Raw genomic sequence first — 19,997 nt, 5'->3', positions numbered from 1 at the left:
GGTTTATTTTGGCAGGTTTTATCTGGGCAAACGCTACCTGCCATGCCATGTGATCCCTCGGCGATGACGGGGTTGCGGACCATCGGCCGCACGGAGGCCGCAAATGATCCGCAACCCTGCCGTCCCCGAGGGATCATTTGATTTATGCTGTTGCGGGCGGAAAGGAGCATCGATGGCGTCTGAGGGCTTTTTTGAACGGGTGTACGAGGTGGTCGAGCAGATCCCTGAGGGGATGGTTGCCACGTACGGCCAGGTGGCGCTGCTCGCCGGCCGTCCACGAAGTGCGCGGTACGTGGGCTATGCGCTGCACAGCAATCCGCGCCCCGGCGAGATTCCCTGCCATCGTGTGGTGTTTGCCGATGGCAGCATTTGCGAGGGCTTTGCGTTTGGCGGCCCCGATGCTCAGCGCGAACTTCTGCTGGGGGAGGGCGTGACGTTTGTCGACCCCATGCACGTCGACTTGGCCGCCTGTCGTTGGCCAGCAGGGCTCTAGCGGCTCTGCCGTGGCCAAGACCACCACAAAGGTGCCTGTCCTCTTTGTGGTGGAACGCTGGCTCCATTGATGTTTCCCCAGATAAAACCTGCCAAAATAAACCTGTCCCTAATTGGCAGGTTTAACGGGGTTAACTTATGCAGAAGGTGTGGCGGCGCGGTTTGATGCTACAAAGTAAACATTGGTGAACTATATTGTATTCAGCAACGGAGCAGGCCGTAGGCGATGAAAAAGCCTGCCCTGTTGAGTTTGATTCGCATTCCTCCCCTCTGTGCGATTCAACGGTGTACTTCAGGAAAGCGCCCGTCGGCTGCCATGGTCGGCGGGCGCTTTCCTGTAGGCATGGGGCAAACCCATCAGGTCTGTTATCCCATAATGAGGTACTGACGTTTGGTTTTAGGGGGGCACTAACTTTGATTGTTAGTCCCGCTTACAGCAACCGATCTTGGTAAATCCCTGCGGCGCTTCTTCGCCTGCGGGGATTCTTGGGCTGTCGCTTCCCAGATATGCTTCTACATGCCGCGCGAACGCTTGCCACGACCACTCGTCTTTATCGGCCTCAAGCCGATCGGGAGAAATCGCGTTGAACAGGCACGTTGGAATCTCGTGCTCGTGCAGATTCTTAGCGATGCACGGTGTGCAGCCCTTCTCGTGGTTGACAGGGTTAAATGGGCATTTCCGGTCGTTGCAGGTACAAAACGCAACTGAGCTCATGGGACTCCTTCCGGTCGGTCGGGTCTGCCGTAAAAGCTGCCGCATGTTAAACAATAGGGTGTCATTGCTTAACAGGATATAGCCTCAAGGTGCTTGCGACTTAGGGGTTCTGCCAAGCGGCTGAATATCTCGGCGACCGACCTCTGAAGAAAACAAAACCGCCGCAACGAGGATTGTGCCAATCGCGGCGGTTTAGTTTGAGTGTTGTTTATTGCTCTCGACTAGTACACCATGCCCATGGCGTCCCGAACCTCTGCCAGCGTCTGCTCGGCAATCTCGTTGGCGCGACGGTTGCCCTCGTGCAGGACGTCCTTCACATAGTCCAGGTCGTTCTCGTAGCGCTGGCGACGCTCGCGGATCGGTGCGAAGTACCCGTTGACGGCCTCGGTCACGTACTTCTTGAGTTGGCCAGAGCCGCCCATGCCAATCTCCTCGGCAATCTCGACCTCGGAACGGCCGGTGCAGATGGCGGCGGTCGAAAGCAGGCCGGACACGCCGGGGCGGTTCTCGGGATCGAACGTAATCATGCGCTCGGAGTCGGTCTGGCTCTTCTTGATGCGCTTGGCCGTCTCCTCGGCGGTCATCGAGATATTGATGGCGTTGCCGTAGCTCTTGCTCATCTTGCGGCCGTCCAGGCCGGGCAGCAGCGGGGTTTCGGACAGCAGCGCGTCGACCTCGGGGAACACCTTGCCGTAGCGGTTGTTAAAGCGACGGGCGATGGTACGGGTGAGCTCGATGTGCGGCAGCTGGTCGCGACCGACGGGCACAACGTTACCCTTGCAGAACAGGATGTCGCAGGCCTGGTGTACCGGATAGGTGAGCAGAAGGCCGGTGAGCTCGTGGCCCGAGGCCTCCATCTCGGCCTTGACGGTGGGGTTGCGCGCCAGCTCGGCCTCGGAGACCAGCGACAGGAACGGCAGCATGAGCTGGTTGGCGGCGGGCACGGCGGAGTGCGTGTAGATCATGGTCTTGTCGGGGTCGATACCGCAGGCAAGGTAGTCCATGACCATGTTATACACGTTGTCCTGGATGTGCTCGGTGGTGTCGCGGTCGGTGATGACCTGGTAGTCGGCAATGAGCACGTTGGTCTTGGCGCCCATATTCTGCAACTCCACGCGGCCCTTGAGGGTGCCAAAGTAGTGGCCTAGGTGCAGACGGCCGGTGGGGCGGTCGCCGGAAAGCATGGTGAACTTCTCGGGCGTCTTGGCCAGGCCCTCGCGAATGGCGTTGCTCTTTTGCAGCGCGACTTCGTAGCTGTTCTCGTTTGGCATGATTGCTCCTAACGTATGTTCATGGGTCAAGATGATAACGCGTTTATTGAGAGGGGCGGGCGAAAGTGGGCAAGGGGGTGGTAAGGCGAGACATGCGTGGCGGTCGAGGCGCGGTCACGAGCGGCCGACGGTAAGCAGAGCGACCTTCTGCAGCAAACCTTAATGCCTGTGGTGGCGCTCTCCCTTACGCTCCTCGGCCGCTTGCTCCTCCTGCTTAAAGGCGGGGTCGTCGGGGGTTATCAGCTCGTCTTCGTGCGTGCGCTTGTTGTAATGGTGGCGTAGCACGGGCTCAAACAGGTGCAGGTGCTTGGCGAAGGCTGCCGAGCCAATGCCAAGGACGGTAAAGATGAGCACGCGCATGGGGACTTCGACCTGGTTGATGGCGGCCGCACCGGCCGAAAGCAGGACACACCAGGCATAGATAAGCAGCACAGCCTGCTTTTGGTTATAGCCCTCTTGAATGAGGCGGTGGTGGATGTGGCCTTTGTCGGCCTGCCCAATGCTAATGTGGGCGCGCTTGCGGCGCACGATGGCGCTAAACGTGTCGATGATGGGCACACCGGCAACGATGAGCGGAATGATAAGCGAGGTGAGCGCGGCAGTGCGGCTCACATTAAGCAGCGAAATGGAGCCCAGCGCAAAGCCCAGCAGCAGCGACCCCGAGTCGCCCAGAAAGATGCTCGCGGGGTTGAAGTTGTAGCGCAAGAAGGCCAGGCAGGCGCCAAACAACGCGATGGAGAGCGCGGCGGCATCGATGCGGCCCGAGAGAACGGCCATCGAGAACATCGTGAACGATGCGATGCCGCAGATGCCTGTGGCCAGGCCATCGAGGCCGTCGATGAGGTTGATGATATTGGTGAACGCCACCAGGTAGACCACGGTGATGGGATAGGCGAGCCAGCCGAGCATGATCTCGCCGGGGGCAACCGGGTTGACGATGACGCCGATTTTTAGTCCACCCACGCAGGCGATGAGCGCGGCGAGGACCTGGCCGGCGAGCTTTTGCTTGGGCTTAAGCTGGAAGACGTCGTCGATCGCGCCGGTCGCAAAAATGACGGTAAAAGAAAGCGCCAGCATGGGGTAGCTAATGTGCAGGCGCGGATGCGGGACCAAGACGGGCGGCCAGCCCAGATGCCAGGTGCCCATAATCTGAACGATGCAGGCAACGACCAGGCCCAAAAAGACCGCCGTACCTCCCAAGCGCGGGATGGGCTTGGTGTTGATACGGCGTTTTGAAGGATAGTCAACGGCGTCGAGCTTGATTGCCAGACGTTTAACCAGGGGCACCGTGAGGAAGGTCGTGATATATGCCGCGGCTGCCACGCAAAGGAACGGTATGTAGCTCGTGGATGAAGCCATGTATCAAAAACCGCCAAGCGTCGAAGGAAAAGGTCAAAGGATGCCATGCCGCAAAGGGTATAGCTGACCCATGATACTCGACCAAAGGGGGTGCGGGGAATCGCGCCGATCGATAATCACGCGCTTACCAGATATTGGGATGGTGGTGAGGGTTCTGCCAAGTGCCGTTGGGTGTCATACGGGATCTGCGATGGCAATTTTTGGCAAAAACGGCAAAAGAAAACCACCCCCCACGTTACGAAAATGAACCCACCTAAAACAGGTGGGTGCCCTCATCGACCGTTCCAGCGTCCTTAACAACGAAGGATACCTGTACTACGTACGACTGTGTGGGCTCCCTAAATAAACGCGACGGTTCACCCAGTTGCTCCGCGGGGGGCGGAATACCTACATCATAAAGCGGCACTTTATCGATTCCAGTCTTGACTTTACAAAAATCGTGTCGGACGATTACGGCGCCTTGGGCTCGAGCCGTCTGCGCGGTTGGTCCTTTTGCGTTTGAGCTGCTGAATCGTTGTTTTGGAGCATGTTTTTATGCCGACGTCGTTGACCGAACTTTTTTCTCCCGCTTGCCATTTGTGTCCGGCCCGTTGCGGTGCGGCGCGCGATGAGGGTGCGCGCGGCGTATGCGGTGCTAACGACACGCTCAAGGTGGCCCGCGCGGCGCTTCATATGTGGGAGGAGCCGCCTATCTCGGGCGAGGCCGGTTCGGGCACGATCTTCTTTAGCGGCTGCTCGCTCAAATGCGTCTATTGCCAGAACCACGAGATCTCGACGGGCAATTTTGGGCTTGAAATTTCGCCTGAGCGCCTGGTCGAGATTATGTTGGAGCTGCAGGACCAGGGTGCAAACAATATTAACTTGGTGACGGCGACGCACTACGCGCACCTGCTGCCGGCTGCGATTGCCGCGGCACGGGCGCGCGGGCTGGTTGTTCCAATCGTCTACAACACGAGCGGTTATGAGCGCGCGAGTGCCGTGGCGGCGCTCGGCGATCTGGTCGATGTGTGGCTTACCGACTTTAAATATGCCGATGCGGGGCTTGCGCAGTCGCTCTCTCATATTCAGGACTACCCGCGTGTGGCCGTGTCGGGTTTAGCGCAAATGGCGCGCGAGATTGAGCGCCGTGGGGGAGAGCTGGTGGACGAGGACGGGCTCATGAAGCGCGGCATGATCGTGCGTCACCTGGTGTTGCCGGGGCATGCGGACGATTCGTGTCGCGTGCTAGACCTGGTGTGGCAGACGGTGGGTGATGTGCCGATCTCGGTCATGAACCAGTACACGCCCAATGCGCTCATGCGCGAGCAGGGCGGCGACTTGGCGCGAGCCGTGACGCGCGAGGAGTACGAGCGGGTGCTCGACCATGCCGACGACCTGGGCTTTACGACGATGTTCTGGCAAGAGGGCGGCGCGGTAGACGAGAGCTTTACCCCGGCGTTCGACACCACTGGCGTCCTCACCAGCGCAAAGTAGCTCTTTTGAGCAGTCTTTTTGGGACGGGGCTATTTTAGCTGCCCCTGCCGTTAATCGTCCAAATCGTTTTCGCTATCTGCCTGGGTAGCTAAAAAAGCCCCGTCCCAAAAAGACTGCTCCCGGTGGGGGTCGAGCTACCATCCGAAAAGTAGTCAAAAAAGCCCCGTCCCAAAAAGACTGGGTATTGGGCGTTGACAGCTGGCGAGCCGTAGGTAAAATATCAACTTGTCCTGGGGACGTAGCTCAGTTGGGAGAGCGCTGCCGTCGCATGGCAGAGGCCGAGGGTTCGACTCCCTTCGTCTCCACCCTTGGATTTGATAAGCCGCTGACATTGTGTCGGCGGCTTTTTTTGAAAGAAAGGGCTGCACCATGGCCGAGCTTGATTCCCAACCATTGTCCGACGAGGAGCGCGCCGAGTTGGAAGAGCTCCGCGCTGAGAAGGCCCGCCGCGAGGCCCAGGAAGAGGCCCGGCGCGAGCGTGAGGAGCTGGCTGCCCTGCGTGCCGAGCGTGCGAAGGCCGAGGAGGCTGCCGCGAGCGCCGCATCCGAGCGCAAGCCCGCGCCCGCGCCCAGGCCCGCCGCTGCGAAGCCTGCGCCTGCCGCGCCCAAGCCTCAGCCTAAGAAAGCCGCTCGTCCCAAGCCCGTCGATTCCAAGCCGAGCCGTGACGAGATGACGTTTGCCCAGCGCATGGTCACTTCCAAGGAGCCCACGGCCGAGGGCGAGATCCCCGGTATGGCCCCGGCTCAAAAGATCATCATCGCGCTCGCCTTGGTCGCGTTTGTCGTCTTTATGGGCTACACGATCATGACCAGCATGGGCCTGCTCTAACCGATTTGCATCGGGCGTCATGTCCGCATGCTCTGCTCTCGTCCAACCCTCAACCTCTGCACAACGCATCCGAAAGGTCGCCCCATGGCTTTGACCGACATCTCGCATCCCACCGACATCGCAATGCTCACCGATCTGTACGAGCTCACTATGGCCCAGGGCCTGTGGGAGAGCGGCAAGGCCAATGAGCAGGGCTGTTTTACCGCGTTTTACCGTGACCATCCGTTTGGCAGCGCCTACGCCGTTATGTGCGGCACCGCCGAGCTGCCCGAGCTGGTCGAAAACCTTCGCTTTACGCCCGAGGATATTGACTACCTCGCATCGCTCCAGGCCCCGGCCGGCGGCGCGATGTTCAAGCCCGAATTCCTCGACTACCTGCGCGATTTTCGTGCACATGTAAACATCGACGCCGTCCCCGAGGGCGAGCTCGTCTTTCCGCGCGAGCCCATGGTGCGCGTCACCGGCCCCGCGCTTGAGTGCCAGCTGCTCGAGACGGCGCTGCTCAACATCGTCGGCTTCCAGACGCTTGTCGCCACCAAGACGGCGCGCGTGGTGTTGGCGGCGGACGGCCGTCCCGTGGCCGAGTTTGGCCTGCGCCGCGCCCAGGGTCCCGATGGCGGTCTGGCCGTCGCGCGCGCGAGCTACGTTGCCGGCTGCTCCTCTACGTCCAATGTGCTCGCCGGTCGCCGCTACGGTATTCCCGTCTTTGGCACGCATGCCCACAGCTGGGTGATGAGCTTCGATTCCGAGCTCGAGGCTTTCCGTGCCTTTGCCAAGTCGAGCCCCAAGAACTGCACGCTGCTCATTGACACTTACGACGTGCGCGAGGGCTGCGAGCATGCCATTACGGTTGCCAAGGAGATGGAGGCGGCGGGCGAGCGTCTGTCGGCCATCCGCATCGACTCAGGCGACCTGGCCAAACTCTCCAAGTATGTCCGCGGCCGTTTTGATGCCGAGGGCTTGCCCTATGTGGGGATCTCGGTTTCCAATGATCTGGATGAATACACGATTCAGTCGCTGCTCGACCAGGGTGCGCCCATCGATAGCTTTGGCGTGGGCACCAAGCTCGCGACCTGCTACGACCAACCGGCGCTGGGCGGCGTGTACAAGCTTTCCGCCCGCCGTGCGAGCGAGGCGGACCCGTGGACTCCGGTGGTCAAGCTCTCCGAGCAGCCCTACAAGCGCACGATTCCGGGCGTGCAGCGCGTGCGCCGCTATTACGACGGCTTTGGCGGCCCGGTCTGCGACATGATCTATGACGAGGACCATCTGGCGGGGGAGGGCGCCGCGCGCGGCAATACCCTCGTGGCCGTGAACGATGCCGCTCTAGTGACCGACGTGTCCGAGCTTGAGTATCGCGAGCTGCTGGCGCCGATCGTGCGCGATGGCAGTGCTGTTGCCCCGCGCGAGAGCATCGAGGCCGCACGCGAGCGTTGCGCTTGGGCGCTGGACCATCTGGATCCGGTCTACAAGCGCTTCCTGTACCCGCAGACCTATGTGGTTGGCATGGAGCAGGGCCTGGCGCAGGTGCGCGACGAGCTCGTGCGCAAGAACATGGCCGCGGCTTCTGCCTTCCCCTGGGCTCGCTAATTTTCTTGGGTGTAGGGTGGAATTACGTTCCCTCGGCCGTCAGCTCGCCCGAACCCTCAACAGTTGATTGGTTTGACGTATGACGACTTCTTATAAAACGATGGTGGTAAAGATCGGTTCGTCCACGGTGGTGGGCGCCGATGGCAAGGTCAACCGCGCCTTTATCGGCGGGCTTGCCGATCAGGCTGCTGCCCTGCGCAAGCTCGGCTGGCGTCTGGTCGTGGTGAGTTCGGGCGCCATTGCCTGTGGCTATCCCGTGCTGGGCTTTGACCGCAAACCGGTCGGTGACCTGCCGAGCCTGCAGGCCTGCGCCTCGGCCGGTCAGTGCATCATCTCGTCGGCCTACGACGAGGAGTTCCATGCGCGCGACCTGCTCACCTCGCTCGTGCTGCTCACGCGTCATGACACGGCCCGTCGCACGTCCTATCTGCACGCGCGCGACGCGCTGCTGCGTCTGGTGGAACTGGGCGTGGTGCCGGTCGTCAACGAGAACGACACCGTTACCGTCGACGAGATCAAGTTTGGCGACAACGACACGCTGGCGGCGCTTGTGGGCTGCCTGGTTTCTGCCGACCTGTGCGTGACGCTCTCGGACATCGATGGCCTCTATACCGCCAATCCGCACGAGGACCCCACGGCCGAGTTCGTCCCGGTCGTGCATAGGATCGATGCCAAGATTATCGCCTCGGCGGGCGATTCTTCCACATCGGTTGGCACAGGCGGCATGATTACCAAGATCCGCGCGAGCCGCATCCTGATGACGGCAGGCATTCAGAGCGTGATTTGCTCGGGCGAGGAGCCCGATGCGCTCGTGCGCCTTGCCCGCGGCGAGAGCGTGGGCACGCTGTTCGATCCGCCGGCGGAGCGCCTGGACATTGCGCCCCGCAAGCTGTGGATTGCACTGGGCGACAAGGCGCATGGCTCGGTGACGGTCGATGACGGCGCCGCGAAAGCGCTGGTCAGCCGCGGTTCTTCCCTGCTTGCGGTGGGTATTCGCGAGGTCGATGGCACGTTTGCCGAGGGCGATGTGCTCGACGTGTGCGACCCGAGCGGCATGGTTGTCGCCCGCGGTATCGCCGAGGCCGATTCGGACGTGCTGGAGCTTGCAGCCGGACGCCGCCAGGATCAGATTGCCGGCAACCGCTTGCTGGCAGACTTGGCCGAGAAGCCCGCGATCCACCGAGACAACTTGATCGTCTTTGCATAAAGAAAGACAGCGCTGCGGATCGTTTCCCGCAGCGCTGTCTTTCTCGTGCCGGCACTTGGGGACGTTCCTTTTGTGCCGGCTGATGGGGGACACTCCTTTGCTAGAAGATCTGGCGCAGGTCTCCGCGGTTGAGGGCCTCGTCGAAGAGGTGCTTGAACACCACGCTGCCGTGCAGGCCGTCGTGCTCGAACTCGTTCGTCACCCAGGCGTGTGAGTTGCCCACGCGGCTGAGCGTGTCGAGCTGCAGGCCCGAATCCACGTACATGTCGTCGAAATACACCGCGGCTTGGAGCGGCACCTCGTTGCAGGCCAGGCGCTGCGGGTCGTAGATCTTGTCCCAGCTGGTGTCTTCCATCAGCAGGTCCATGGCGGGCTTGAAGGGCTTGAGCTCGGGCATCTGCTCAAACATCCACGGGAACATGGCCTCACCGGTAAACATGAGTGGGCGCGCGAGGGTGTCGAACTCGGCACGATGGGCCTTTTCCTCGGCGGCTGCCCAGCCAATGGGCATCGTGTCGCCATCGGCGTAGATGAATTCCTGCAGCGTCCAGTACAGCGGATTCGTGCGCGTGTTGGTGCGCTCGAAGGCGCGCATCAAAAAGCTGTCTGATACCGAGGAGCCGCAGCTCAGCGTACCGTCGCCATTAACAAACGCGTGGTCGATAATCCAGTGCATGCGCTCAAAGCTCGGCTTCATGCCAAAGTCGCTGCCCATGAGCTGCAGGCGCTCGACCGTCATCGGCGAGCCGTCGGGCAGCGCGGGCTTTTGCTCCTCGAGGGCATCTGCCAGGGCCGCCACGCGCTCGACGTCGGCGGGGTAGCGGTCGTAATACTGCTGAGTCTTGGCCGCCATACGCGGGAAGGTGTGCGCGTAGACCTCGCTGGCACTTGCCGGCACGTGCGGAATGCCGCCGCAGGTAAAGCTCGCCGCCACGCCCTCGGGGAAGAGCGACAGATAGCTCAACGTCAAAAAGCCGCCGTAGCTCTGGCCGAGTGTGACCCAGGGCTTGCCGCCAAAGCCCACCAGGCGCAGGTACTCAAAGTCGCGCACGATGGAGCTGGCGAGGTGGCGCTTGAGAAAATCCGCCTGCGAGCGGGCCGCATCGGAGCCTGCCGCCTCGGCGCGCTCGCCCAGTGCGGCAATCGTGCGCCCGTCTACACAGCTGCTGCGCCCGGTACCGCGCTGGTCGGGCAGGACGACGCGGAAGTGCTTGACGGCCTCCTCGATCCAGCCGTCGCTTGTGGGCGACAGCGGACGCGGGCTCTCACCGCCGGGGCCGCCCTGCAAAAAGAGGAGGAGTGGCAGGTCGTCGTTGATACGGTCGGGAGCGCAAACCACGCGGTAGAAAAGCTTGATGCTCTCGGGTGCGCCGGCGATGGGCGCCGGCATGGCGCCGCGGCGCATGGTGCTGCCGACGGCCAGGACCATCGGCTCCAGGCCGCGCCAATCCAAGGGGACGTCGATGCTGTGGTCCTCGACATAGAGGCCGGGGACGTGGTACGAAGTGATGAGGGCCATGCGGTACTTCCGTTCGTTGCGGTGTTTCGGGTTGACCAATTCTACCGCCATGCGCGAAGGCATGCACAAATCGGCTACCATGGTTGGCAAACTTCTAAGAGAAAGGGCCGCCCATGTCGGTCGATATAGCCACGTATGTCCACGATCTTGCCGTTGCCGCCAAGGCAGCGTCAGTCTCGCTTGCCACGGCGAGCGACGAGCAGCGCCAGGAGGCCGTGCGCGCCATGGCCGCGGCGCTGCGCGACGGCGTCGATTCCATCGTCGCCGCCAACGAGCTCGATATGTCCGCTGCGCGCGATGCGGGGACCTCGGCGGGGCTCCTCGACCGTCTGCTGCTGACGCCCGAGCGCGTCGAGGGCATGGCCGCCGGCCTGGAGAAGCTCGCTGAGCTGCCCGATCCCGTCGGCCGTGTTCTCGACCACCGCGTACTTGCAAGTGGTGTGGACCTCACTCGCGTGAGCGTGCCGCTGGGCCTGGTCGCCATGGTCTATGAGGCGCGCCCCAACGTGACGGCAGATGCCGCGGGCATCTGCATCCGCACCGGTAACGCCTGTATTCTGCGCGGCGGCTCGCTGGCCTATCACTCGTGCGCCATGATTGCCGAACTGCTGGCCGATGCGCTCGAGGCCAAGGGTTTCCCGCGCGAGGCTATCTCGATGATCGAGTCCACCGATCGCGAGGCCACCGGCGAGCTCATGAAGCTTCGCGGCATCGTCGACGTGCTTATTCCGCGTGGCGGCGCGGGCCTGATCCAGCGCTGCGTGCGCGAGTCGCTTGTGCCGGTTATCGAGACGGGCACGGGAAACTGCCACATCTACGTGCATGAGTCGGCCGACTTTGATAAAGCGCTCAACATTATCGTTAATGCCAAGACCCAGCGCGTGGGCGTGTGCAACGCCGCCGAGTCGCTGCTTGTGGACCGCGCCGTGGCAGATTCGTTTTTGCCGGCGGTCGTGGCCGTGCTGCACGACCACGGTGTGCTGATTCACGGCGACGAGGCCGCGTGTGCCGCATGCGCCGACGCCGGTCTTGCCGAGGGCGATGACTTTGTTGCCGCAACCGAGGAGGACTGGGGCCGTGAGTACCTGGCGCTCGAGATGAGCGTAAAGGTCGTGGCGAACGAGGACGAGGCCATCGCGCACATCAACCGCTATGGCACTATGCATTCCGAGGCCATCATCGCCGAGGACGCGGACGCCTGCGAGCGCTTTTTGGATGAGATCGATGCCTCGGCCGTGTATGCCAACGCCAGCACGCGCTTTACCGACGGCGGCGAGTTTGGCCTGGGCGCCGAGATCGGCATCTCGACCCAAAAGCTCCACGCCCGCGGCCCCTTTGCCGCCGAGGCCCTCACCACCTACAAATACAAGCTCCGCGGCACCGGCCAGGTCCGCCCCTAAACCTACCAAAAAGGGACAGGTTTATTTTGGTAGGTTTTATCTGCGGTTTTGCCGGGCGACGCGTTCGCCCGGCTTTTTTCTCCGTATGCCATTTCTGCCTTTCGGCTTGAGCCGCGGCGATATACGATAGTGACACCGTGTCTTAGCATCGACTCACCTGGAGGTATTGCCATGTCTCAGACGCTTTCCGCCGGAATCACCCGCGACCGTGCGTTCGAATTGCTCAACGAGCACAACAAAGATCCGTTCCACATCACCCACGGCGAGACGGTCGAGGGCACCATGCGCTACTTTGCGCGCGAGTTCGACCCCGAGAACGAGGAGTTTTGGGGCATCGTCGGACTGCTGCACGACTTGGATTGGGAGGAGCATGAGGACGACCCCGTGAACCACACCATCTATGCGGCCGAGATCCTCGAGGGCGAGGGCGCATCGCCCGAGCTCATCCGCGCCATCCAGACGCATACCTCGGACTTCAATACCTCGCTGCCCAAGCCCGAGCTGCAGATGGAAAAGATCCTGTTTGCCTGCGACGAACTTACCGGCCTGATCGGTGCTGCCGTGATCATGCGTCCGAGCAAGAGCGTCATGGACTTTACGACCAAGTCGCTCAAGAAGAAGTTCAAGGACAAGCGCTTTGCCGCCGGCTGCTCGCGCGACGTGATTACGCAGGGCGCCGAGATGCTGGGCTGGGAGCTCCCCGAGCTTTTCGACCGCACCATCGCGGCCATGCAGTCCTTCGCGCCCGACCGCGACACCTTCCAGGCCTAACCTGCCAAAAAGGGACAGGTTTATTTTGGTAGGTTTTATCTGGGAAGACGCTTCCGTTGGACGTTATTCAGCGGAAGCGTTTTCTGTTTAACATGGTAGCGCTTGCGAATGGCGGCGCCTCGCGGCAGGCAGCTGCGCTTCGCCGTATCCGTAACTCGGTAAACGCGACGCTAGGACGCGTTCTTGATAATCCATGTTCCGAGTCCTGTCAGCAGCTGAACCTGCTTAACGGTTAGCCCTTGTTTTCGAAGCGCGAGAAACGCCTCATTGCGAAGTGGCTTGGAGACGGATTTGAGTTCCGTCGGAACGCATCCTGCGACACTCTGCACGATTGCCGTGCCAAATTCGCATAGATCTTCCTCGCGAACCTTGGCTGTTGCGCTGGGGCGATAGGGAAGCGACGGCGCACTTTCCATGAGCTGAAGGTATGAGCGAGGCGTTGGGAATAAAACACCGACAACGCTGCCGGTGACATGCGGCCGTGACCTGGCACTCATTAGATACTCGCGATGGCTGCTCCAGGGATATTCGTCGTATGCCGCCAGTCCTGCTTTTTGTGGATTCAGATGAATGTATCGAATTGCCTCAAGTAAATATGCTTCCGACTTAATGGGCGAATCCCAAAACCGCTCCTGAAACACGTGGCCGACATGCCCCGTCCGCGCATTGTACCTGCCCGCATACGATACGGCTACCGCGTGCATCGCGTCGCTCTTGCGGTCGTCCGGATCGTCGATGAGCAGATGAATATGGTTTCCCATAAGGCACCAAGCGATAAGCTCGATATTGTGTTTGGGGAGGATTGCATCGAGGATCTGAAGCATGGCGATTCGGTCCTCGGCATCGTCAAACAGCAATTGCCCTCCGTTTCCACGCAACGTGACGTGGAAATAACCGGTTGGTGACTTTGAACGAGGTTTTCTCGGCATGGCCCCTCCTTTAGCTTGGATGGGCTGAAGATACCTCATTCGGAGGCTTCGGTTATCGAGATTCAGTTTACCGACTATAGCTGCTACCTGCCGAAATGTTATTGCGTTTTCAAATTGATGCTTTTTAATGGTAATTGAGCAAGACGGGCGCGCTTGCTGTGGATGCGGGCGTTGGTTGCGTCGATCTGGACGGCCCTCGCGTGATGTCATCACAAATGGGCTTCACGCATTTTCGCGGCGATAGAAAAATGGCCGGGGCTTACAAACAAAACGGAGCACCCGACCATTTACCAATTGTTTGTTGACGTTTGGCCAGATAAAACCTGCCAAAATAAACCTGTCCCTTTTTGGCAGGTTAGTTGAGGGCGGCTTGGGATAGGCGGGCTTCGGCGTCCTCCTCGGTGACGCCCAGGGCCACGGCAATCTCCTCGATGGAGCGGCGCTTGGCTTCCTTGAGTACGCGCATGTAGTAGGAGCTGGGCTTTTTATCTGCTTCCTCGGCCTGGCGAATACGGTGCATCATGGTTTTTGCCACGCGGACCGTCTCGGGCGCACCCAGCTTGAGCTGCTGCTTAAAGTGCGTCTCCTCGAGCGAGCTGTTGCGCTCGGTAAAGGTGTCGCACTCCAGCTCGTCGTAATGGCTCAGTAGGTGCTCGGCATCTTGCTGGGAGATGGCGGCATGCAGACGGTCGGCCTGCGCCACGGGGTACATGAGGATCGTCTGCGCATGTCCCTGCTTGGTCTCGAGCAACAGCATGGGCTGCGGTGTGTCTTCCCTAAAACCGACGACGGTGCAGACTCCCTGACCCGGATGAATGACGTGTTGACCGATTGAGAACATGCTACCTCCAACTTATACGAATTTACGTATGTCTAGAATACCACGCTGACGTGCGCAAACCCTTACTTTATGCAGGAAAAGCACACAAATCTGATAGGTAAGAGTATTCGATATTCTGAGCTGCCCATGCAGATGTTTATGCATTTTCGGCGGGTGCACAACCAGCAGGCAGACCGCCATCTTTGAATGGCCTTGCGACAGCTGTAGTCAATTTTGTGCATATGCAATATCGATTGACTTTACCCTGCGACAGTAGTTACCGCTTGTGATAGAGTGCTGCAAACTCTGGCTTTTGCCCTACGAGTGACCAAGAGCTCGGGGGCTTTAACACAAGGAGGATCTATGCCCGAGAAGATTGAAGAGCTGGTACGCGCTGCGCTTGCTGCGGCCCAGGAGGCCGGCGACCTTTCCGCATTTGAACTTGACGATTGCGCTATCGAGCGACCGGCTGACACTTCTCATGGCGAGTGGACCTCCACCATGGCCCTGAAGTCCGCCAAGCTGGCTCACTGCGCCCCGCGCAAGATCGCCGAGGCTGTCGTTGCCCATATGCCCGAGGATCCCGCGATCGAGAAGGTCGAGATCGCCGGCCCTGGCTTCATCAACTTCTACCTCTCCGTCGCCGTCAAGAACGCCATCTTCGGCGAGGCTCGCGAGAAGGGCATGGACTTCGCTAAGTCCAACGTCGGCGGCGGCCTGAAGACCCAGGTCGAGTTCGTCTCCGCCAACCCCGTCGGCCCCATGCATATTGGCCATGGCCGTTGGGCCGCTCTGGGCGACTCCCTCTGCCGCGTTATGGACCATGCCGGTTACGATATCCAGCGTGAGTTCTATATCAACGACCACGGCTCTCAGATGAACACCTTCGGCAACTCCATCAGCACGCGCTATATGCAGCTTGCCGACATCATCGCCAAGCAGGGCGTGGATATCGACGAGGCTCACAAGCTGCTGATTGCCGACCGCGATGCCTTTGTTGCCGACGAGAACGACGAGCATCCCGAGACCCATCCGTATCAGGACAACTTTGCCGAGACTCTGGGCAAGGACTCCTACGGCGGCGACTACATCATCGACGAGGCCGCCGAGTTCTGGCGCACCGACGGTGACAAGTGGGTCGACGCCGATCCGCAGGAGCGTATGGAGAGCTTCCGCGAGCGCGGCTACGTAAAGATGGTCGACAACATGCGTAATCTATGCCACGCCGTCAACTGCGACTTCGATCGTTGGTTCTCCGAGCGCTCGCTGTACGTGAAGGACACCGAGGGCGAGACCGCCGGCACCTCCGCCGTCGACCGCGCTTTTGAGAAGCTCGACAAGATGGGCTACCTCTACACCAAGGACGGAGCCCTGTGGTTCCGCTCCACCGACCTGGGTGACGACAAGGACCGCGTCCTGATCAAGTCCGACGGCGAGTACACCTACTTCGCCTCCGACGTTGCCTATCACTGGGACAAGTTCCAGCGCGTCGACCACGTCATCGACATCTGGGGCGCCGACCACCATGGCTACATCGACCGCGTCCGCTGTGTCTGCGACGCTCTTGGCTATCCCGGCAAGTTCGAGGTTCTGCTGGGCCAGCTCGTCAACCTGCTGCGCAACGGCAAGCCCGTCCGTATGTCCAAGCGCAAGGGCACCATGGTGACCCTGCAGGAGCTTGTTGACGAGGTCGGTTCCGACGCCGCCCGTTACACGCTCATCTCCAAGAGCTCCAACCAGATGGTCGACTTCGATATCGAGGCCGTTAAGAAGCGTGATAACTCCAACCCGGTCTACTACGTGCAGTACGCTCACGCTCGTGTGTGCTCCATTCTGCGCCGTGCCGCTGACGTTACGCCCGAGCAGGCTGACGAGATGGGTATGAAGGCCGTCGCCGCCAAGGCCATCGGCGAGAACGTCGACTACTCGCTGCTGACCGACCCCACCGAGCTCGCCCTGTCGCGTAAGCTCAACGAGCTCGCCGACCTCATCGCCAGCTGCGCTCGCGACCGCGCCCCGTTCCGCCTGACGCACTTTGCCGAGGAGCTCGCCGGCGACTTCCACAGCTTCTACGCTGCCTGTCAGGTGCTTCCGAGCGAGGGCCGTCCCGTCGATCCCGAGCTTTCACGCGCCCGTCTGGCCGCTTGCGACGCCGTCCGCGTGACGCTCGCCCTGGTGCTCACTCTGGTTGGCGTTTCTGCACCCGAGCAGATGTAATCTACGGGTCGTTTGACCGTGTAGGTTTGGCTTTGCTGAGCCCTATAAGCCCGATCTCCATGCGGAGGTCGGGCTTTTTGCGTTTGGCGGGGCTTTTTGGCGTGTTGAAAAATGCTACAAAAACGCAACTATACCGGTTTACGGGGCTGAATTGCTGACTGGCGACCATAGCAACAGCAGCGAAAATAAAATCGCAGGTAGACGGCTTGCCGAATATTAAAAATGCAGGGTATGGTTGGCTTACGCCGTTCTTGCACCGTAATCCGCGATCGTTTTGAAAACGACCCCTTGGGGACGGAGGAAAACGGATCATTTTTGTCCGGTGGGAGAGCGGTGCGAAACCGTCCGCCACGAATCGGGCTTATCTACTACGTTTAGTCGCATACCCCGAACCATGCCGAAAAGTACGATATTAAAACCGCAGGTAGCGGGCTTGCGATTTTAGGAAGATCGAGGGGATGGTCAGGGGTCGCGGGTCAAACGTAGTAGATAGGCGCGTTTTGTGGCGCGGCTATTCCGGATGCCACGGCTTCACTCCTCTGGTGCGACAGAGGAAGCGCTTTTGAGGGAGAGTGTCCCTTTTGACCAGTTGTATAAGAACGTCCAATGACTAAGTTGCAGGTGGTGGCGGTTGTGTTACACTAACGCTGCGTATTTGACGTAATCATCTCGATACAGATCAATGATGCCCGTTGTGTTTTGAACGGAGCTAGACTGTTTAGCCGCCCTGAAGGTTTATGCAGGGAGCATGTGATCACAGGGCTTTAAAAGAAAGTTGAGCAAACACTGTGTCTGATCAACAGCAAGAAAATGAAATAAGCACGGCACAAACCACTCCCGCTGCACCGGTTGCGTTGGACCAGATCGCGAAACCCGTACCGTCGCAGGCGTCGGTCCCCGAGACACACCAGAACGCTGCCTCGGCTTTGAGTGAGAAGCCTGTTCCCGTCGCACCTGTTACCGGGGAGGAGGCTGCGCCCGTGAAGCCCAAGCGCACGCGTCGTGTGGCCAAGCCCGCTGCGGATGGCGATGAGGCTGCAAAGCCCAAACGCCGCACCACGCGCACGACGCGTGCCAAGCGTCCGGTTTCCGCCGAGGTTTCGGCGCCGCTTTCAGATGAGGTTGCGCAGGCCCGCGCGCTTGCGCAGATCAGCGAAGCCCAGGTTGTTCGTGCTCGCCGTCGTGCCGCCGAGCGCGATGCCGCGGCTCTGACCGAACTCGCGGCTTCGTCCGCCCCCGAGGCGCCTTCGGCTCCGGCTCCCGAGCAGGTAGCAGAAAAGCCGGCTCCGCGCACGCGCCGTCGCACGGCGGCCAAGGTCCAGCAGGCTGCCGAGCAGGCTTCGTCCGATGCCGCCGAGACCCCGGTTCGCTCTGCGGCGGGGGAGGACGCTTCCTCTGCTGAGTCTGTCGTGCCTGCCGAGGCCGGCGGTGCATTTGTCGTCGATCCTGCTTTGCGCCCGCATCGCCGCGGCCGCAAGCCCAAGGCATTTGTCGAGGCGGAGAAGGCGGCCGCTGCCGCGGCTTCTGTCCAAGATGCCCCGGCGTTCGTCGAGCCTACAGCGGCTGTCGTGGTTTCGGCCGAGGGCGCTGATGTTCCTGAGGTCGCTGTTTCTGCCGCTGCCGAGTCTGCCGACGTTCGTCCCGGGCGCAGCCGTCACACCGCAGCCAAACGCCCAGCTAAGGCAGAGGCGAAGTCCGGCGCCGAATCTGCGGTAGCTGAGTCTACCGAGGCGAGTGTCGACACGACTCCCGAGACGGAGGGCGCCGATCGGTCGGCAGGCGAGAAGCCCAAGCGCACGCGCAAGAAATCTTCCAAGACCAAGTCTGCCGAACAGCAGGGGGATGCTGAGCAACAGCCCGAGTCCGACGCTAAGTCGGACGGCGAGACCCCGGCGACCGCCGATGCGCCCACGACGCCTGCCGTCGAGAGCGCTGAGGCCGAAGAGGGTTCCCGCCCCAACCGCCGTCAGCACAAGCGTAACGATGAGCGCAGCGAGCGCAAGGACGATCGTAGCAACGACCGCCGCAGCCGTCAGCGCGATCGCAAACAGCGCAACAAGGAGCGCAACGCAGCTCCGACTGAGCCCACGCTTTCGCGCGAGGAGCTCGCGGCCATGAAGGTCGCCGAGCTGCGCGAGAAGGCCAAGGAGTTCGAGATCGAGACGACCGGCAAGAAGAAGGTCGAGCTCGTCGAAGAGATCTACACCACAGCCGCGAAGGCCGAGGGCTTCCGCGATATTAAGGGCATCCTGCAGATTCGCCCGGACAGCTCCGGCATCATCCATGCCCACGGCTACATGAAGTCCAATGACGACGCCTTCGTGCCCGCCTACCTCATCCGCTCCGCGCGTCTGCGCACGGGCGACGTGATCGAGGGTTCGCTTCGTCCCTCGCGCGGCGGCGACAAGCGTGCCGGTCTCGCCAAAATTACGACCGTCAACGGTCTTGATCCTGAGCAGGCCCGTAACCGCCCCAAGTTTGGCGACCTCACTCCGGTCTACCCCAATGAGCCGCTGCGCATGGAGCATGGCAAGGATTCCATTACCGGTCGCGCCATCGATATCGTGTCGCCGATCGGCAAGGGCCAGCGTGGCCTGATCGTGTCACCGCCCAAGGCCGGTAAGACCACGATTCTCAAGAAGATCTGCCAGTCTATCTCGATCAACAACCCCGAGGTGCACCTCATCTGCCTGCTCGTCGACGAGCGCCCCGAAGAGGTCACCGATATGCAGCGCTCCATTGAGGGCGAGGTCGTGGCCTCCACCTTCGATATGCCCGCCGACAACCATACCCGCGTGGCCGAGCTCGTCATCGAGCGCGCCAAGCGCATCGTGGAGTTGGGCGGCGACGTCGTGGTGGTTCTCGACTCCATCACGCGTCTTGCCCGTGCGTACAACCTGGCGGCGCCCGCCTCGGGCCGCATCCTTTCGGGCGGCGTCGATTCGGCGGCCCTGTATCCGCCTAAACGCTTCCTGGGTGCTGCCCGCAATATCGAAAACGGCGGCTCACTCACCATCCTTGCTTCCGCCCTTATCGATACCGGCTCCAAGATGGACGAGGTCATCTTTGAGGAGTTCAAGGGCACCGGCAACATGGAGCTCAAGCTCGATCGCGATCTGGCCGACCGCCGCATCTTCCCGGCCATCGACCCCGTTGCCTCGGGCACGCGCAACGAGGACCTGCTGGTCGACGAGCAAATGCGTCCGTTTGTCTTTGGCCTGCGCCGCATCCTCGCCGGCATGAACAATACCGAGCGCGCGGCAGCGTCGTTTATCAAGGGCCTTAAGGGCACTAATACCAACCAGGAATTTTTGGTGCGTTCGGCCAAAAAGCACAGCGATTACGAGCAGATGTTCTAGTCCGTCCGCTGCACGCGACAGCAACCATAGACATGCCAGAAGGGCCG

Annotated in this window: 15 protein-coding genes and 1 tRNA gene; 10 read left to right on the top strand and 6 right to left on the bottom strand. The window is 61.0% G+C overall.

The window, feature by feature from the left end:
- Positions 1 to 172 precede the first annotated feature (172 nt).
- A complete protein-coding gene (locus ACTM86_RS00260) occupies positions 173 to 493 on the top strand; it encodes an MGMT family protein (protein WP_441014804.1) in 321 nt (106 codons plus the stop codon).
- A 420-nt stretch (positions 494 to 913) separates the two neighbouring features.
- Here the strand turns inward: ACTM86_RS00260 and ACTM86_RS00255 are convergent, their stop codons facing one another.
- The 3 genes from ACTM86_RS00255 to ACTM86_RS00245 all read right to left on the bottom strand — a co-directional run bounded on the left by ACTM86_RS00255 (position 914) and on the right by ACTM86_RS00245 (position 3,837).
- Positions 914 to 1,207 (bottom strand): DUF6485 family protein, encoded by a 294-nt coding sequence (locus tag ACTM86_RS00255; protein WP_195838532.1) that lies wholly within the window; start codon positions 1,205 to 1,207, stop codon positions 914 to 916.
- A 221-nt stretch (positions 1,208 to 1,428) separates the two neighbouring features.
- Entirely contained in the window at positions 1,429 to 2,478 is a 1,050-nt protein-coding gene (trpS, locus tag ACTM86_RS00250) for a tryptophan--tRNA ligase (protein WP_441014802.1), read from the bottom strand.
- 159 nt (positions 2,479 to 2,637) lie between these two features.
- Positions 2,638 to 3,837: an MraY family glycosyltransferase gene (locus tag ACTM86_RS00245; RefSeq protein WP_441014800.1), complete on the bottom strand. Its 1,200-nt coding sequence runs from the start codon at positions 3,835 to 3,837 to the stop codon at positions 2,638 to 2,640.
- 534 nt (positions 3,838 to 4,371) lie between these two features.
- Here ACTM86_RS00245 and ACTM86_RS00240 point away from each other — a divergent pair.
- The 5 genes from ACTM86_RS00240 to proB all read left to right on the top strand — a co-directional run bounded on the left by ACTM86_RS00240 (position 4,372) and on the right by proB (position 8,935).
- A complete protein-coding gene (locus tag ACTM86_RS00240; RefSeq protein ID WP_441014798.1) occupies positions 4,372 to 5,310 on the top strand; it encodes a radical SAM protein in 939 nt (312 codons plus the stop codon).
- A gap of 232 nt (positions 5,311 to 5,542) precedes the next feature.
- Positions 5,543 to 5,615 (top strand) — tRNA-Ala (locus ACTM86_RS00235).
- 64 nt (positions 5,616 to 5,679) lie between these two features.
- Entirely contained in the window at positions 5,680 to 6,138 is a 459-nt protein-coding gene (locus ACTM86_RS00230) for a hypothetical protein (protein WP_441014796.1), read from the top strand.
- 84 nt (positions 6,139 to 6,222) lie between these two features.
- Positions 6,223 to 7,728 carry a nicotinate phosphoribosyltransferase gene (locus tag ACTM86_RS00225; protein WP_441014794.1) on the top strand — a complete coding sequence of 502 codons (1,506 nt, stop codon included), beginning with the start codon at positions 6,223 to 6,225 and terminating at the stop codon, positions 7,726 to 7,728.
- Positions 7,729 to 7,807: 79 nt separating this feature from the next.
- Positions 7,808 to 8,935: a glutamate 5-kinase gene (proB, locus tag ACTM86_RS00220; protein ID WP_441014792.1), complete on the top strand. Its 1,128-nt coding sequence runs from the start codon at positions 7,808 to 7,810 to the stop codon at positions 8,933 to 8,935.
- A 100-nt stretch (positions 8,936 to 9,035) separates the two neighbouring features.
- Here proB and ACTM86_RS00215 read toward each other — a convergent pair whose 3' ends face one another.
- Positions 9,036 to 10,454: an alpha/beta fold hydrolase gene (locus ACTM86_RS00215; RefSeq protein ID WP_441036907.1), complete on the bottom strand. Its 1,419-nt coding sequence runs from the start codon at positions 10,452 to 10,454 to the stop codon at positions 9,036 to 9,038.
- 113 nt (positions 10,455 to 10,567) lie between these two features.
- Here ACTM86_RS00215 and ACTM86_RS00210 point away from each other — a divergent pair, with 113 nt between their 5' ends.
- Together ACTM86_RS00210 and ACTM86_RS00205 are read left to right on the top strand one after the other, a co-directional pair.
- Positions 10,568 to 11,854, top strand: coding sequence for a glutamate-5-semialdehyde dehydrogenase (locus ACTM86_RS00210; protein ID WP_441014788.1), 1,287 nt, complete (start codon positions 10,568 to 10,570; stop codon positions 11,852 to 11,854).
- Between the two features lie 171 nt (positions 11,855 to 12,025).
- Positions 12,026 to 12,625: an HD domain-containing protein gene (locus ACTM86_RS00205; RefSeq protein ID WP_427747469.1), complete on the top strand. Its 600-nt coding sequence runs from the start codon at positions 12,026 to 12,028 to the stop codon at positions 12,623 to 12,625.
- A gap of 170 nt (positions 12,626 to 12,795) precedes the next feature.
- Here ACTM86_RS00205 and ACTM86_RS00200 read toward each other — a convergent pair whose 3' ends face one another.
- Positions 12,796 to 13,554 (bottom strand): transposase, encoded by a 759-nt coding sequence (locus ACTM86_RS00200; protein WP_441014786.1) that lies wholly within the window; start codon positions 13,552 to 13,554, stop codon positions 12,796 to 12,798.
- Between the two features lie 355 nt (positions 13,555 to 13,909).
- Positions 13,910 to 14,395, bottom strand: a complete 486-nt coding sequence (locus ACTM86_RS00195) for a CarD family transcriptional regulator (RefSeq protein WP_427727935.1) — start codon at positions 14,393 to 14,395, stop codon at positions 13,910 to 13,912.
- A 342-nt stretch (positions 14,396 to 14,737) separates the two neighbouring features.
- Between ACTM86_RS00195 and argS the strand changes: the two genes are divergently transcribed.
- Both argS and rho read left to right on the top strand, forming a co-directional pair.
- Positions 14,738 to 16,591 (top strand): arginine--tRNA ligase, encoded by a 1,854-nt coding sequence (gene argS / locus ACTM86_RS00190; protein ID WP_441014784.1) that lies wholly within the window; start codon positions 14,738 to 14,740, stop codon positions 16,589 to 16,591.
- A gap of 980 nt (positions 16,592 to 17,571) precedes the next feature.
- On the top strand, positions 17,572 to 19,950 hold the full coding sequence (gene rho / locus ACTM86_RS00185; protein WP_441014782.1) for a transcription termination factor Rho: 2,379 nt from the start codon (positions 17,572 to 17,574) through the stop codon (positions 19,948 to 19,950).
- The last annotated feature ends 47 nt before the right edge of the window (positions 19,951 to 19,997 follow it).

The sequence above is a fragment of the Collinsella sp. HCP3S3_E11 genome (genome assembly GCF_052067375.1).
GTDB lineage: Bacteria > Actinomycetota > Coriobacteriia > Coriobacteriales > Coriobacteriaceae > Collinsella.
The sequence above is the reverse complement of the archived record's forward strand: the minus strand, read 5'-3'. Positions and strand labels throughout refer to the sequence as shown.

What these genes read in the sequence shown, in the direction of transcription:
- ACTM86_RS00260 (WP_441014804.1), top strand. Translation starts at nt 173, where the DNA reads ATGGCGTCTGAGGGCTTTTTTGAACGGGTGTACGAGGTGGTCGAGCAG.
- ACTM86_RS00255 (WP_195838532.1), bottom strand. Translation starts at nt 1,207, where the DNA reads ATGAGCTCAGTTGCGTTTTGTACCTGCAACGACCGGAAATGCCCATTT.
- trpS (WP_441014802.1), bottom strand. Translation starts at nt 2,478, where the DNA reads ATGCCAAACGAGAACAGCTACGAAGTCGCGCTGCAAAAGAGCAACGCC.
- ACTM86_RS00245 (WP_441014800.1), bottom strand. Translation starts at nt 3,837, where the DNA reads ATGGCTTCATCCACGAGCTACATACCGTTCCTTTGCGTGGCAGCCGCG.
- ACTM86_RS00240 (WP_441014798.1), top strand. Translation starts at nt 4,372, where the DNA reads ATGCCGACGTCGTTGACCGAACTTTTTTCTCCCGCTTGCCATTTGTGT.
- ACTM86_RS00230 (WP_441014796.1), top strand. Translation starts at nt 5,680, where the DNA reads ATGGCCGAGCTTGATTCCCAACCATTGTCCGACGAGGAGCGCGCCGAG.
- ACTM86_RS00225 (WP_441014794.1), top strand. Translation starts at nt 6,223, where the DNA reads ATGGCTTTGACCGACATCTCGCATCCCACCGACATCGCAATGCTCACC.
- proB (WP_441014792.1), top strand. Translation starts at nt 7,808, where the DNA reads ATGACGACTTCTTATAAAACGATGGTGGTAAAGATCGGTTCGTCCACG.
- ACTM86_RS00215 (WP_441036907.1), bottom strand. Translation starts at nt 10,454, where the DNA reads ATGGCCCTCATCACTTCGTACCACGTCCCCGGCCTCTATGTCGAGGAC.
- ACTM86_RS00210 (WP_441014788.1), top strand. Translation starts at nt 10,568, where the DNA reads ATGTCGGTCGATATAGCCACGTATGTCCACGATCTTGCCGTTGCCGCC.
- ACTM86_RS00205 (WP_427747469.1), top strand. Translation starts at nt 12,026, where the DNA reads ATGTCTCAGACGCTTTCCGCCGGAATCACCCGCGACCGTGCGTTCGAA.
- ACTM86_RS00200 (WP_441014786.1), bottom strand. Translation starts at nt 13,554, where the DNA reads ATGCCGAGAAAACCTCGTTCAAAGTCACCAACCGGTTATTTCCACGTC.
- ACTM86_RS00195 (WP_427727935.1), bottom strand. Translation starts at nt 14,395, where the DNA reads ATGTTCTCAATCGGTCAACACGTCATTCATCCGGGTCAGGGAGTCTGC.
- argS (WP_441014784.1), top strand. Translation starts at nt 14,738, where the DNA reads ATGCCCGAGAAGATTGAAGAGCTGGTACGCGCTGCGCTTGCTGCGGCC.